The sequence below is a fragment of the Haloferula luteola genome, from assembly GCF_014201715.1.
Lineage (GTDB): Bacteria > Verrucomicrobiota > Verrucomicrobiia > Verrucomicrobiales > Akkermansiaceae > Haloferula > Haloferula luteola.
This window is the reverse complement of the sequence record NZ_JACHFD010000003.1, coordinates 142,692-156,677: the sequence shown is the minus strand read 5'-3', so window position 1 is coordinate 156,677 and position 13,986 is coordinate 142,692. Positions and strand designations below refer to the sequence as shown.

Annotated in this window: 10 protein-coding genes; 4 read left to right on the top strand and 6 right to left on the bottom strand. The window is 59.1% G+C overall.

Annotated features, from left to right (window positions below; all coding sequences use genetic code 11):
* Window positions 1–49 precede the first annotated feature (49 nt).
* Window positions 50–3,358 carry a S41 family peptidase gene (locus HNR46_RS04100; RefSeq protein WP_184016072.1) on the bottom strand — a complete coding sequence of 1,103 codons (3,309 nt, stop codon included), beginning with the start codon at window positions 3,356–3,358 and terminating at the stop codon, window positions 50–52.
* A gap of 210 nt (window positions 3,359–3,568) precedes the next feature.
* On the opposite strand from HNR46_RS04100, the gene HNR46_RS04095 reads away from it, so the two are divergent.
* Together HNR46_RS04095 and truB are read left to right on the top strand one after the other, a co-directional pair.
* Entirely contained in the window at window positions 3,569–4,558 is a 990-nt protein-coding gene (locus HNR46_RS04095) for a DHH family phosphoesterase (RefSeq protein WP_184016070.1), read from the top strand.
* Window positions 4,559–4,593: 35 nt separating this feature from the next.
* Entirely contained in the window at window positions 4,594–5,331 is a 738-nt protein-coding gene (gene truB, locus HNR46_RS04090) for a tRNA pseudouridine(55) synthase TruB (protein WP_184016068.1), read from the top strand.
* 79 nt (window positions 5,332–5,410) lie between these two features.
* On the opposite strand, the gene HNR46_RS04085 is transcribed toward truB, so the two are convergent.
* Entirely contained in the window at window positions 5,411–6,409 is a 999-nt protein-coding gene (locus HNR46_RS04085; RefSeq protein WP_246417909.1) for a polyprenyl synthetase family protein, read from the bottom strand.
* Between the two features lie 170 nt (window positions 6,410–6,579).
* Here HNR46_RS04085 and HNR46_RS04080 point away from each other — a divergent pair, with 170 nt between their 5' ends.
* Window positions 6,580–8,790 (top strand): hypothetical protein, encoded by a 2,211-nt coding sequence (locus HNR46_RS04080; RefSeq protein ID WP_184016065.1) that lies wholly within the window; start codon window positions 6,580–6,582, stop codon window positions 8,788–8,790.
* A 42-nt stretch (window positions 8,791–8,832) separates the two neighbouring features.
* Here HNR46_RS04080 and HNR46_RS04075 read toward each other — a convergent pair whose 3' ends face one another.
* Genes HNR46_RS04075 through HNR46_RS04065 form a run of 3 tightly spaced genes read right to left on the bottom strand, consistent with a single transcriptional unit; the run spans window position 8,833 to window position 11,178 of the window.
* Window positions 8,833–10,062, bottom strand: coding sequence for a M16 family metallopeptidase (locus HNR46_RS04075; RefSeq protein WP_184016063.1), 1,230 nt, complete (start codon window positions 10,060–10,062; stop codon window positions 8,833–8,835).
* The gene (ispD, locus tag HNR46_RS04070; protein ID WP_184016061.1) at window positions 10,043–10,723 is read right to left on the bottom strand and encodes a 2-C-methyl-D-erythritol 4-phosphate cytidylyltransferase; all 681 of its coding nucleotides are present in this window, start codon (window positions 10,721–10,723) and stop codon (window positions 10,043–10,045) included. Before ispD ends, HNR46_RS04075 begins: the two co-directional genes overlap by 20 nt.
* On the bottom strand, window positions 10,723–11,178 hold the full coding sequence (locus tag HNR46_RS04065; protein ID WP_184016059.1) for a GatB/YqeY domain-containing protein: 456 nt from the start codon (window positions 11,176–11,178) through the stop codon (window positions 10,723–10,725). Before HNR46_RS04065 ends, ispD begins: the two co-directional genes overlap by 1 nt.
* 110 nt (window positions 11,179–11,288) lie before the next feature.
* On the opposite strand from HNR46_RS04065, the gene HNR46_RS04060 reads away from it, so the two are divergent.
* Window positions 11,289–11,786: a DUF3592 domain-containing protein gene (locus HNR46_RS04060; protein ID WP_184016057.1), complete on the top strand. Its 498-nt coding sequence runs from the start codon at window positions 11,289–11,291 to the stop codon at window positions 11,784–11,786.
* Window positions 11,787–11,798: 12 nt separating this feature from the next.
* Here HNR46_RS04060 and HNR46_RS04055 read toward each other — a convergent pair whose 3' ends face one another.
* Complete coding sequence (locus HNR46_RS04055) at window positions 11,799–13,832, bottom strand: alpha-amylase family glycosyl hydrolase (protein WP_343076011.1); 2,034 nt, start codon at window positions 13,830–13,832, stop codon at window positions 11,799–11,801.
* Between the last annotated feature and the right edge of the window lie 154 nt (window positions 13,833–13,986).

Genomic DNA, 13,986 nt, shown 5'->3' with positions numbered 1-13,986 from the left:
GTCGCGGGCCGGATCTTCGATGAGATCCGGTCCCATGGTGGGGGCCCGGTTATTTGGGCAACGCGTGGCGATTGCGGTAGTGGGGCGTAAAGGGCTTCTCGACGGCGGTTTTGACGTCTTCGAGGAGCACTCCGACGGCTTTTTCGAGTTGCTTATCGACTCCGGCAATTTGGTCGGTGGGATCCGGCCAAACGATGTAGTCGGGGACGGCTCCGTTCATTTCCATGTCTTCGCCGGTGTCGGGAAGAAACCATCCACGGAAGGGGACGCGCAGTGTGCCGGCATCCAGAATGCGATCGCGGGTGGCGGAAATCACGCCGCCTGCGGTGGGGACGCCGACCAGTTTCCCGCGGCCGAGAGTCTTGATCGCATGGGCGAAGATCTCGGCATTGGAGTAGGAGTTCTGGTTGCAGAGGACGACCAATGGTTTGTGCCAGGATGCGTAGACTTTGCGGTCTTGAGGATAGCCCGGACCTCCATCTCGGGGAATGGTGACAGCATGGCGCGGTTGGCAGAGCACGGTAAGGAGGTGATCGGTGGTGAAGCCGCCACCGTTGTCTCGGATGTCGATGATCAATCCGCTTTTGCCATGGCCGGCGGCGTAGATCTCCCGTTCGAATTGATCGAAGTCGTCCCAGAACATGCGGGCGATGTGGATGTAGCCGAGTTTGCCATCGGAGAGTTGGTCGACTTCATCACGGTTTTGGGTGATCACTTCCGCTTCGGCGAGAAGCGTGGCTTTCTCATAGGAGATCGGCTCTAGAGAATGGCTATGCTCTTTCTGCTCCGCATCGCGGACGACGAGTTCGATGCGCCGGTCCATACGGCCGTTCATGAATCGGTAGACGGGCATGCTGCTATCGACCCGCATGCCGTTGATCCGAACGATCGTATCGCCGGGTTTTACGGGAGGTTGGCAGCTGGCAGCAGGACTACCGGCAATGACACTGGCGACGGTGAGCGGATCGCCCGCTCCGTGGCGTTGGAAGCGAATGCCCAGGTGACGGGTTTGCTGGAATTCTGAGCCGTCGACTTGCCATGCTTTGGGCCACTCCTCAGAAATGAAGGTGAGGTGAGACGCATTGAGTTCGCCAAGGAGCATGCCAACGACGCGGTCAAAGGTGCGGGAGTCGGGGGCTTCCGCGGCGACGGTTTCGTATTTGGCGAGCATCCGATTCCAATCGAGGCCGTTCATTTCGGGGTCGTAGAATCGATCCCTCAAGGTGCGCCAAACGAGCCGGAAGCAGAGGCGTTGGTGGGCGATGCGATCTCTCAGTAAGCGAGCGTCGATGGAGTATTTCTTGAGGCGGCCCTTCTTGAGGACGGCGGGAGATTGGTCGACGATCCAATAGAGAGTGCCATCTTTCTCCGATCGAATGGGCAAACCGCGTTCGTCGGCGATGGATTCCATCTTCGCGCCGGGCCGGGGCTCAATCTGGTAGAGCGTGTCGTTGCTGCTGTTCTCGGATTGAAAGAGGATGGATTCCGAATCGCCGGACCACATCACTCGCTTGGGTTCGATGCCGCGAGTGTTCAGGCGGACGACTCGTTCACTCAAGCCGTCGAAATCGATGGGGATCCGCTTGCGCTTTTTCTTCTTCGGAGGCGAAGGAATGGGGGTGGGATCGTCCTGCAGTTCACCGGAAGGTGGGGGTTCCTCCTCGCTCTCGCTGTCGTCCTGATAGGTGGGATCATCGCGCATGGCGGCTTCGGCCTCGATTTCCCGGAGGTCCCGGGTGGATCGAACGGCTTCATCGAGTCGCAAGTTCACATAGAACAAGCCCATTTCGTTGTTCAGGCGGCGGCCGGTGAAGGCGATGCGAGTGCCATCGGGCGACCAACGAGGAGAGCCCTCGAAGTCCGGATGGCGGGAAACATTGAAGGGTTTGCGGCTGCCATCGCTTGGAACGATGTAGATGTCGCGATTGAAATTCTGATCCTGCGCGGCAAACACAATCCACTCCCCATCCGGTGACCAATCAAAGGTGGGGGCGTTCCAGCACTCGAAGAGGATTTGAGGGTTTTTCCCATCGGCATCGGCGATCATGAGGTCGCCACTCCCTTCGACGTAGGCAAGTTTCTGGCCATCGGGGCTCAGTGAGAAGCGGCTTTTGGGTGCTGGTGTGAAGGTGAGTTGCTCGTTTTCGAATGACTCCGTTTGCCACCAGAACTCGTCCGGGTGGCGGCGCTTCATCCGCCAGATCTGGCATTCGAGGCCGTCATCTTTCGCATAGTAGATGTATTGGCTGTCTTGGCTGAAAACGGCGTCGTCTTCGCGGGCGTCGGTGCGGGTAATGCGATTGGGTTCTCGCAATACCGTGTCCATGGTCCACAGCTCCCCTTCGGCGCGAAACACGATCTCCAATCCGCTGGACGAGAAGTCGGCATCGACGGTGCCGTCGATTTCCCGCATTTCCTTCGTGGTGTCAGGAAGGTCCTCGGCTTGCCAGAGATTGAGTTTTACGGGTTCGTCGCCGGATTGGGGAAAGAATTTCCAGAGGTCAAAGCCGCGGCGGAAGACCAGCGTTGAGCCGTCGCCCGAGAGGGCTGGCAGCATCACGCCGTCATCTTTGAAGTGGGTGAGTTGATGGTCTTCGGAGCCATCCATTTTGCGGCTCCAGAGATTGAAGGTGCCGTCTTGTTCGGAGACGTAGTAGAAGCCGTTTCCATCGGGCCAAGGCAGGGGAGATCTGGCTTCCCATTCTTCTTTGACCAAGGGCGTGAAGTCTGCGGTAGAGAAATCGTAGCGCCAAATGGATGAGGCACGGGGGCCCCGATAGCCTTTGCGGTAGAGTTGCTCGCCTTCACGGCAAAAGATGACGGCCGAGCCGTCGGCGAGCCAGGAGGCACTGTTGCCCTTGGTATTGAAGAGGTAGGTCTCCGGGGCATTGCGCCGGAGATCGACCTGGATCAGGCGTTGCGGGCGGAATCCGGGTTCGTCGCGCTCACCACGGATGAGCGCGGTGTTTCCATCGGGAGAGATGGTTTCGAGGGTGCCGCCCTCAGAGTGAAAGCTGTGTTGGGTCGCAGGGCCGCCTTCGACCGGCATGGAGTAAAGTTGCAGAGTGCCGGAGCGGGTCGAACAGAAGTAGAGGGTCTTCCCATCGGGTGAAAAACGTGGGTAGCTGTCCCGTGCCGGGTGGGCGGTGATGCGGGTGGCACGGCCGCCGTCGATGGAACAGGACCAAATGTCATCACGCCACTCAAAGGCCACTTTGCGGCCATCGGGGGAGACACAGGGCCAACTGGTCATGATGATTTCCCCCGTCGAATCCGCGGGTTGCGATTCCTTGCCGCAAAGCAGCGAGGGAAGGCCAAGAAGGGCAAAAGTCAGGAAGCGTGCAAGGGCGCCGTGCATCGGATAAGAATCGATACGTCCGTTCAGACGCGTTTTATACGGGAGATACTTCAGAAGACCAAAGTATTTTTACGCCGATAGTCAGGAAATTAGCAAGCGGCGTACCAAGGGGTGATTTCGACATGGAGACGGGCAATTCGGCCGGATTGTCCTTGCCCCGACGAGGGGGATCGGGAGAATCCGCGGCCCCCGTTACCGGACCATCCGACCATGAGCAAGACCCCTGTCATCGCAGAAATCGGCCAATGGCTGAACGATTCCGAGAGCTTTGCTTTGCTCAGTCATGTGCGTCCAGATGGCGATGCGATTGGCTCTCAGATTGCCTTGGGGTTTGCCCTGATGGCGGCCGGCAAGACGGTGCGATTGATCAATGAGGATGGATTGCCGGAGAATCTCGCCTTCATGGCGGGGTCGGAGAAAATCGAACGACCATCTGGGGAACCGGTGGAGGTGGACGTGGTGATCGCGCTCGACACCGCGACCCAACCGCGCTTGGGCGAGCGGACCTTGGCGGCTGTGGCCAACTGCCGACGCTGGATCAACATCGACCACCACAAGTCGAATCCGGGATATGGCGATTTGAATCTGATCGATTCCAGCAGCCCAGCAACGGGGCAGATTCTTTACTCCCTGATTCGTGAACTGGGTCTGCCGATGCCTGCAGAGTCGCGGGATGCGATCTACGTCGCGGTGTCGACGGACACGGGATCCTGGCAGTATCGTGGCACCACCGCGGAGACCTACGAAATGGCGGCGGACTTGGTGCGTGGTGGAACGGAGGTGGGCCCGTTGAACGCCCTGATTTACGACAATCATCCCATGCGGCGGGTGGAGCTGATGCGCGCGCTGCTCAATACCCTCGAAGTGAGCTCTGCTGGGCGCTTGGCCCATTGGAAGCTCGATCAGGCGACGGTATCGCGCCTTGGCGTGAAGCCAGAGGACAGTGAGGGGCTGATCGACATCATCCGCGCCATTCAAGGGGTGATCGTGGCTGTCTTTTTCGAGGAGTTGCCCGATGGAAAAATTCGGGTTTCGATGCGCTCGAAGGATCCCCGTGTGGATGCCTGCAAGGTGTGCATGCTGTTCGGTGGTGGCGGGCATTCTCTGGCTGCTGGCATTCGCATGTCCGGGCCACTTGCTGATGCGCAATCGCGCGTGATTGAAGCCATCGAAGCCGAGCTGGCCACTCTGAACGATTGAGTTTTGCTGCCTTAAAGTTTCCCATTTTTTCAAGCATGAGCCGACCCCATTCAGTTGTTTCCCAAGTCCCTTCCGGTGTGCTGGTTGTGGACAAGGCCCCCGATATGACCTCACACGACGTGGTTGCGATTGCCCGCCGTGCGTTGGGTACGAAGAAGATTGGCCACTGCGGGACGCTTGATCCGATGGCGACGGGTCTGCTGATGCTGGTGGTGGAGCGCGCTACGAAGATCCAGGATTTGCTGATGAGCGAAGACAAGGAGTACGAGGGGACGCTGACACTCGGTGTCACTACCTCGACTCAGGATCGCCAAGGGGAACCTCTTGAGGAGAAGGAAGTCCGGTCTTTTGCTCCGGAAGAAATTGACGCCGCATTTGGCGTCTTTAAGGGGGAGTTCGAACAGATTCCTCCAATGGTTTCCGCCATCAAGAAGGATGGTGTGCCGCTCTACAAATTGGCTCGCAAGGGCCAGGAAGTGGCGCGGGATCCCCGCCCGGTGCATGTCACGAAATATGAGATCCGGGACATTGCGTTGCCAGAGGTGACGTTCTCGGTGGACTGTTCGAAAGGATTCTACGTGCGCACCTATGCTCACGATATCGGTCAGCATCTTGGATGCGGCGCGCACCTGAGCGCCTTGCGGCGAGTGCGGTCGGGTAAGTTCACCCTCGAGCGCGCGGTGACGATCGACATGCTGAAGACTGCCCCACGGGAAGACCTCTACAAGGCCATGATCAGCCTCGCGGAGATCTCGCTGATGCGGGGAGCTTGAGCCTGGGGGAAATCCGTGAGTGTGGCGGCGGAAGTGACCTCCGCCCCACGCAGGAAAGGGGTTTTGCCTTCGACGGGCCTCAGCGGCGGCATTTCTCCAGAAGGGACCCGAGGAAACGGGTGATCTGGTGGAGAGCTGCTGTGAAGTCGTTGTCAGGAAGCCCGGACAGATCTTCCCGGCAGTCGTCGAGCATCCGGCAGGCAGTATCGACGGCGGACTCGATGGCGCCTTCGTATTCGGCGATTCCGACGAGAACCGAGAGGTCCAGAGGTTCTTGCTCGATGATGCGCTTGTTTAGCTTCGTCCGTTGGGCTTCCGAAGCGGACTCAAGGAGATTGAGGATGGGAAGGGTCAGTTTGCCCTTTTCGAGGTCGGTGCGCAGGGTCTTGCCGACGGCGTCTTCCGTGCCGACGAGGTCGAGGCAGTCGTCGTAAATCTGGTAAACGGTGCCGAGCCGGAGGCCATAGTTGAACAAGCGCTGTTCGGTGGCTTCGTCGGCATCAGAGAGGGCGGCAGCGATTCCGGTGGCCGCGGCGAACAGGGCTCCGGTCTTCATTTCGATGATCCGGAAGTAGTCCGCCTTGGTCAGCGAAAGGTCGAAGCGTCGTTGGGTTTGGACGATTTCACCCTCACAAACTTCGCGGGAGGCTCTCCCGACCTTGCGACAGATGGTGATGTCGTCGAATTCGGTGGCGAGGGCGAGAGCATGGGAGAAGAGCGCATCTCCGAGCAGCACCGATAGGCCATTGCCCCATTTGGCATTGGCGGTGGGAACCATCCTACGGGTCACGGCGCCATCGATGATGTCATCGTGGACGAGGGTGGCCATGTGGATGAGTTCGAGAATGACGCCGAGCTTGCGTTGTTCTTCTCCGAGGTTTCCGAAGGCTCCCCCAACGAGAATGGAAAGCGCTGGCCGGATTCTTTTGCCGGAGGTGTTGCAGACGTAGGAGACGTAGGGCTCTACGGCAGGATCAAAGGCACGGACTTGTTCGCGGATGGAAGTCTCCACCTTGTCCAGGTGGGGGCGAACGAGGTCGAACGGAAAGCGGTCGCTGGTGGTGAGGGTGGTCGGCATGCCCATGATTCGGAGGCGTGGGGAACGGTTCCACAAAGGCGGGGATGTCGCAATAGCGATGTCCGAATCCGCGCTGAGAGAGCGGTCATTTTGGCTCTCTGTGTTGAATTTGTGGGTTTTTGATAGGGGGATCCTTGTCGGGAGGGAATTCGAATGCGTAGTTTGCCGACATGATGAACTTCGCCCGTCCATGGATTTATGCGGTTCCATTTTCGACGCTTTTGCTGACCCAATGCCAGAAGGAGAATGCTGCGGAATCCGCTCCGAAGAGCGTTGTGGAAGCGGTGGTCGAAGAGGTTGCGGAGTCGATGGGCTTGCCGGTGGGTCTCTCTGCGGAGGAGAGGGCTCGAATCGTTCCCATCACGGGTATGGTGAAGGCGGACGTGGATGGGGTGGCTTCGCTCAAGCAGGTGGGTGAGGGGCTTGCGAAACTCAGGGGGCTGAAAGCGTGGGAGTTTTTCACTGAGTTGGCGCCGGGCGCGCCGGGTGCGGAGACGGGAGGGATGGGGTCGTTTGCCCAAGTTCTTGGGCCCCAATCGAGTCAGGAGTGGGTGATGGTGTTTGGGAAGGGGATGAAGGACTTCCTCAGCAATCTGCGAGTGATTCAAGGGCGGTTGAGCTACTACCAGTATCGGGATCTCTCCCGGACTGCGGCCGAGTCCGTGGTGAAGGGCGATCTGGAGGGCATGGAGAACATGGAGTCCCTGGGGCAAGGTTCCCTTCTGGAGGGCATAAGTGGGGACATGAAAATGTTTCTTCCCGCACTGAAGGAGCTTTCGATTCCGCCTCTTTTGTTTGGCGTTCAGATTGAGGACGAAGAGGAGCGAGTGATGACATCGGGGCAAATCTCACAGTTGCTGGCGATGGTGGGGCAGCAGTCCGAGTTGGTGGCCTTTGAAGCAGGGGGAGGATCTTTCACGGGGCTCAAATTGGAAGGGGCGATGGTGGCGGAGCAAATGGAGGCCAATGCCGCTGAATTGAGCGCCCAGTTTGGTTCGGAGGTGGCTCAGGAGTTGATCTCTCTGGTGCGCGAAAAGCAGGTGGTTATGGCGTCGGCGACGATGGGTCAGTATGTGATGCTCTACTTGGGGCCAGATGTGGAAAGTTGCCCATTGGCGGAGAGTCTGGATGATTCGCTCGCGGCGAACTCCGAGGTTTCCTTCATCGATGGTTTCCAAGGGAAAGCTACTTATGGCTTCCTTTATGGATCGAAAGAAGTGCTGTCGACCGGCCTCGAAAACTCATCAATCTCCGATACGGTTTCAGGGGTGATCGATGGTCTGCGTGAAGCCGAGGGATTTGGCGATCCGCGTGAACTGATCGCTCTGCTGGGCCTGGTGGAGGACCATCAGGAGGCATTGATGAAATTTTATTCGGCGGACACCTTTGGCGGGATGATTTCGGAGGATGGCGGATTGGTGTTCGATACCTTTGGTGGCATTGAGATCACCGGGAATCGTCAGGGAAAAGCGTTGAGTCTGGGTTCCTTGGGGGAAGGCGAGCGCACGCTTCTGTTTGCGGATGGAATGGCTTCGACCGACTACCAAAAGGCGATGCACGAGTATCTCGATCTCCTTTGTACGATCGCTTACACCGCGGCTCAGCATGTCGCAGGTTTGGAGCCTGCTACTCCCGAAATGGCAAGGTTCTCGGAGTGGTTTCAGGTCTTCGACGAAAATGCGCGGGAGAATTTGTTGAAGGTGTGGAACGGTATCACCCAGGCGGATGCGGGACTGGGGGCGGAACGTGCCTTGGTGGTCGATTTGGCTGGCGCCATGCCTTCGGTTCCCGGGATTCCGCCCGCGGTGGTCGAAAAGGTCTCCATTCCCCGGGCCTCTTACGTGGCTGCGGTCAAGGATCGTGCGCAGCTGGGTGAAGCTTGGCTGGAGATGGAAGGCGGCCTGCGCGGTTTGCTTGTCGAAGCCCGGGAGATGGGAGCTGGAGATTTTTCACTGCCAGCCCCGACGTCCTCCGAGAAGGACGGCCAAATCACTTGGTATTACGACCTTGCAGCGTATTCGGATGATGCGAAGCCCTCCGTGACGCTGAATGACGATTGGTTTGCGGCATCCACTTCACGCCACCAAGCTCTCGAGCTGTTGGACAAGGCCGCCCAAGCCGATTCCGATGGGGGACGGGTGGGAGCGTGGCTGAAACTCGATCTCGATGTGCTCAGTGACTACCTCTCGGAAACACTGGCGGTCGTCGAGGAACAGGGAGCTGAACTCTTCCCTCATCCGGATCAGTGGGAGAAATTCCAGCAAAGTCTCCCGAAGATTCGTCAAGGGATCGCGGCACTTGAGGAGTTCAAGGAGGTAACGATCCACGAACGGGAGGAAGGAGGTCAACGCCGGACCACTTTCCGGATTTCGATGGACTGAGCTTCGCGCTTTTCGAGTGCGGACGGAGAGTCCGCCCGTCGATCAGGACGGGCGGATTTCAGCGCGGGCCCGGCTGCCGCTAGCGAGCACGTCGCGGGCAACTTCGCGCACGGCAGCCACTGTGACGGCTTCGACCGAAAGGAGCGCTTCTTGCGGATGGAGGATACGACCGTGTTGAAGAAGTGAATCTGCTGCCCAAGCGGCATGACTTGAGGTGTTTTCCATGGAAGCCCGGTGTTGGCTGAACGACAGACGCTTGGCACGCGCCAGTTCGGCTTCGTGGGGGCCGTTTTCTGCCAACTCGGCGAGTTCCGCTTCGAAAACGGCGATGGCCTCATCCCGACTTTCCGGGTCGAGACCGGCATTGAATTCAAGGGCTCCAGTTTCCTCCAACAGTGAGGCATCGCAGGAGACATGGTAGCAGAGTCCGCGATCTTCCCGTAGCTTGAGGAAGAGCCGGGAACTCGACCCTTCGCCCAGAATCATCGCCAGCAGTCGCAGCGCATGACGTCGGGGGTCGAGGCGTCCGAACGTGGGGTAGGCGATGGCCAGTTGCAATTGCTGGGTCTCCCGTTCGTCGATGCGCACGGATTCTCCGGGCGGCAGGCCTGAAAAGCGGGAGCTGGGAAGCGCGTCGGTGAGTTCGGGCAAAAGAGGGTCGAGCAGATCGACGACGGTTTGCGGCGAAAAGGGTCCGGCTACGGCGACGACCATATCCCGACGCCGGTGATGAAGGGCGGCGAACTTCTGGAGTGCCTTGCGGTCGATGCGACGGAGGCTTTCGAGGGTGCCTGAAATGGGTTCTCCCAAGGGATGGGGAGACCACAGGGCGGAAGATAGGAGATCGCCGATATGGTCGCCGGGCGATTCTTCATACATCACGATTTCCTCGGCAATCACTTCGCGCTCCAGAGCGATGTCAGGAGGGGCGAATCGGGAGTGCCACACCATGTCGCAGAGGATGTCGGCGAGGAGGGGCAGGGTATCGGCATCGCCCCGGCCTTCGTAACTGGTTTGGTCTTCAGAAGTGTGAGCGTTGAGCATCGCGCCCACATCTTCCGTTTCAATGCTGATTGTGCGGGCATCGCGACGTTCCGTGCCTTTGAAGAGCATGTGCTCCACGAAGTGGGCGGTACCGGCAAGTCCGGCGGGATCGTCACGGGAGCCTGCTGGAAGGTGGATCGATAACGCCGCGCACTCGCTGTCGGGGAGCTCGGCAATGGCCAGTCGGACCCCCGACTGGCTCCGGGTTTCATGGTAGGTGGCCCGCATGGCTGGAATCTGATCGGAGGAGGGCCCCGGCGACGTGGAGGTCGGCTGGGTGGGTGATTTTCAGATTGGGTGCGGTCGACAAGCACAGCTTGGTCGGCACCCCGAGGGCTTCCAAGGCGGACACCTCGTCGGTAACGAGGAGGTTGCGGGAAAGAACTTCCGCGTAGGCGCGACGGAGCAATCCGGTCTGGAAAATTTGTGGAGTTTCCATGTTCCAGAGGTTTTCACGAGACACCGCGCCATCACTGAAACCCTCTTCATTGGCGCGCTTGAGGGTCTCCGTTACCGGGCGAGCCAAGGCTGCTGCACCGGTTTCTTGAGCAATCGTGAGGCAGGCACGAATGGCCGAGGGCGTGATCAATGGACGGGCGCCATCGTGGACAGCCACCTGGTCGGCGGAGACCTCGGCGAGGCCCGCCAAAACCGAAAAGTGCCGTTCCTGTCCGCCATCTACCCGGCATACCTGATCGGCGACGTCGGAGAGGAGGGCGTCGAATCGATCTTGCGGGCATACAACCACGACTCTCTGGATGTCAGGACAACCGAGAAAAGCGGCGACGGTTCGGCGCAGCACGGAGATTCCGGCCAATTCAGCGGCGAGCTTATCGAAGCCCATTCTCCGGCTGCTGCCCGAAGCGACAATGATCGCGTCGCACGCCATCAGGAAAGTCGCTTGGCGACCTCTTGAGAGATCGTTTTGCCATCGGCCCGTCCGGCGGCGCGTTCTTGAACGAGTTTCATGACCTTGCCCATATCGGCCTTGGTGGTGGCCCCGGTTTCGGAAATGGCAGCATCGACCAAAGCAACGACTTCTTCAGTAGATAGGGCGGCAGGGAGGTAGGCTTGGAGGACTTCGATTTCCGCCCGTTCCTTTTCGGCGAGTTCTGGCCGTCCTGCGGCATCAAATTGGGAAGCGGAGTCTTCGCGCTGTTTGAGTTGTTTGCGGACGACGGCCATCGATTCGGTTTCGGTCAATTCGGTGCCGAGACCTCCTTTTTCAATGGACGCGTTGGTCAATGCGGTCTTGAGGGCGCGAATGACCGTCAAGCGATTGGCGTCCTTGGCCTTCATGGCGGCTTTGAGGTCTTCCTGAATTTGTGCGGCGAAGTTGCTCATGCGGCTTAGGTATCTCTCCAGCGATTCGGGTCAAAGAGGAAATCGTGCCTACCCAGGGATCCGAAGGGCATTTCCCTTGGCGCTTGCGGGCTCCCGGCATACGGCGGGGTGTGAAGAAAAAGCGGTCGGTTGCAGCACGCGTCTATTTGAGCTTCGTGGGGCTGGCCCTCGCCGTCCTGGGCGGGGTGTTTTCATGGCTGATGTGGAAAAGCTTCCTGCGCGCGGAAGAGGTGGATCATTGGCCCGTCGTTCCGTGCTCCATCCTGGAATCCGAAGTGAAATCCAGACGAGACGATCCGGATTGGCCGCCAGAAATGCCGCAGGAGTTTAGCTTTCACGTTCGCTACATTTACGAGTGGGAGGGGAAGGAATGGGAGTCCGACCACTATCGGCTCCGTGGGGCTTCATGGTCGAGCACTCCCGCGGCCGCCGAGGCGTTGGTGGAACAGTATCCCAAGGGCAGCGTCCAAGATTGCCTGGTGAATCCTGAGCAGCCCCGGAAAGCGGTGCTCAAAGGGGAATCGAAAGCCCCCGGCTATTCGCTGTGGTTTCCGTTGATCTTTGTGGTGGGAGGCTTGGGGATCACCGTTGGCGCTTGGCGCCGTTAGTTTCGCTGTCGGCTAATCCTCTTCTCCGGCGGGAGCGAAGACCAGGGCCGTTCGCGCCGGCGTGTAGAAGGTGAGATGGCCATGTTCATCGACGGGGTAGGGGATGCTGGCGTCGAGGCGATCAAAACCGCCGAACTCGGGGCGGTCCGTGTGAAGTACGAGGTGATAGCTGCCGCTGCCCGGCACTTTCACCTGATAGCCAGGGACCGAGTGCTCGAACGACCAATTGAAGACCCACACCAGGCCAGCTCGCTCGAAGACCAATACGCGGTTCACAGGATCGATGTTGAGGCAATGTACCGGGGCATTGCCAGGGAGGTCAAAGGTCGCTCCGAGGTGCTGCATGGCCCGGTCGAAATCATTGAGAAACCGGTATTTGAGCGCGGGATTGTCGACCAGAGACCACTGACGACGGCAGTAGTGATAGGACCAGCCATTGCCTTCCCGTGGGAAATCGAGCCACTCGGGGTGGCCGAATTCGTTGCCCATAAAGTTGAGCCATCCTTCTCCTGCCACAGCGAAAGTCACGAGCCGGATCATTTTGTGGAGGGCAATCCCGCGTTCGATGACGGGATGGGGGTCGTCGACTCCCATGTGCCAGTACATTTCCTGATCCATCAGCCAGAAGGCCAGGGTCTTGTCGCCGACAAGCGCCTGATCGTGGCTTTCGGCATAGGCGATGTTGGCCTCGCCATGTCGACGATTGATCAGGGTGTGCCACATCTCATCGAGATTCCAGTCCTCGTCGCGGGAATGCTTGAGCAATTTGATCCAGAAGTCGGGGACCCCCATGGCAAGCCGGTGCGTGAAACCGATGCCGCCTTCGGCAATGGGTCGGCAGAGGCCTGGCATGCCCGACATGTCTTCTGCGATCAACAGGGCCCCTGGGCGAAGTTCTTCAGCGAGGGAAGTCGCCAGTTGGAGGTAGAGAATGGCGTCCTCGTCGATGTCCTGGACGAAATATTTGTCGTAGTGGTCGAAGGCGGCGGTGCCGCGGTGCCAGTAGAGCATTGAGGTGACGCCATCGAAGCGGAAGCCATCGAAATGAAATTCCTCAAGCCAGTAGCGAACGTTGGAGAGCAAAAATCGACGAACTTCCGGGCGACCGTAGTCAAAACACTTCGAATCCCACTGCGGATGCTCACCGCGATCGTCGGCGTGGAAATAGAGTCCGCCGGAGCCATCAAGGTCGTTGATGCCCTCTGCCAGATTTTTCACGGCATGGGAATGGACGACGTCGAGAAGCACGGCGAGACCCAGGCCGTGAGCGGTGTCGATGAGGTATTTGAGATCCTCCGGCGTGCCAAAGCGGGATGAGGCCGCGAAGAAATTCGAGACGTGATAGCCGAAGGAGCCGTAGTAGGGGTGCTCCTGAATGGCCATCAGTTGCAGGGTGTTGTAGCCGAGTCGAGCGATGCGCGGCAGCACCGTATTTGCGAATTCGCGATAGGTGTGAACTCGTCCTTCTTCGCCGGACATGCCGACATGGGCTTCGTAGATTCGGGGAACTTGGATGGTGGAGGGGTCGAACTCATGTCGCCATTTGTAGGGCTCCGATGGAGCCCAAACCTGCCCTGAAAAATCGTGGTTTTCGGGGTCCTGGACGGCGCGTTGGATGCAGGCGGGAATGCGGTCGCGGATGCTTCCATCGGCACCTGCGATGCGCAATTTGACCCGATCGGCATGTTGGATGGCATCGGCTGGAAGCCAGAGTTCCCACACGCCCTGTTCGCCTTTCTGGAAGGGATGGGAATCGGCCTTCCAGTCATTGAAATCTCCAATGAGGCTGACGGCTTTGGCACCGGGGAGCCATTCTCGGGCTATCCAACTGCCATCGGGTTCGCGGTGGATGCCGGTCAAGCAGTGGCCGTTCGCGAAATCCTTGAGGCTGCCGCCACCCAGTCGAGCAAGGTGAGCTCGTGTGGCCTTGAAGCGCAGCATGCGTTCCTCGATCCGGTTCGCATAGGGTTCCAACCACGGATCGTCTTTCACCAATTGCGGCACATCGCTCATCGCCAGCCACATTGGAGCCGAGTGCCTCGACACGCAAGGTCGTTGCGGGTCACGAAACATTTCCTTTTTCCCCGTGGAGAGGGGTCGTTCCTATGATGAGAGCCGAGCGCGCAGGGCGCTTGTCTTTGATGCCGAGGAACTGCGGGAGGGAAAGCCACCCCAGCCTTGCCTCATCGAGCCGCCGGAC

Coding starts and splice junctions, on each gene's coding strand:
- HNR46_RS04095 (WP_184016070.1), top strand. CDS start 3,569: ATGAGCAAGACCCCTGTCATCGCAGAAATCGGCCAATGGCTGAACGAT.
- HNR46_RS04100 (WP_184016072.1), bottom strand. CDS start 3,358: ATGCACGGCGCCCTTGCACGCTTCCTGACTTTTGCCCTTCTTGGCCTT.
- HNR46_RS04080 (WP_184016065.1), top strand. CDS start 6,580: ATGATGAACTTCGCCCGTCCATGGATTTATGCGGTTCCATTTTCGACG.
- HNR46_RS04065 (WP_184016059.1), bottom strand. CDS start 11,178: ATGAGCAACTTCGCCGCACAAATTCAGGAAGACCTCAAAGCCGCCATG.
- HNR46_RS04075 (WP_184016063.1), bottom strand. CDS start 10,062: ATGCGGGCCACCTACCATGAAACCCGGAGCCAGTCGGGGGTCCGACTG.
- ispD (WP_184016061.1), bottom strand. CDS start 10,723: ATGGCGTGCGACGCGATCATTGTCGCTTCGGGCAGCAGCCGGAGAATG.
- truB (WP_184016068.1), top strand. CDS start 4,594: ATGAGCCGACCCCATTCAGTTGTTTCCCAAGTCCCTTCCGGTGTGCTG.
- HNR46_RS04085 (WP_246417909.1), bottom strand. CDS start 6,409: ATGCCGACCACCCTCACCACCAGCGACCGCTTTCCGTTCGACCTCGTT.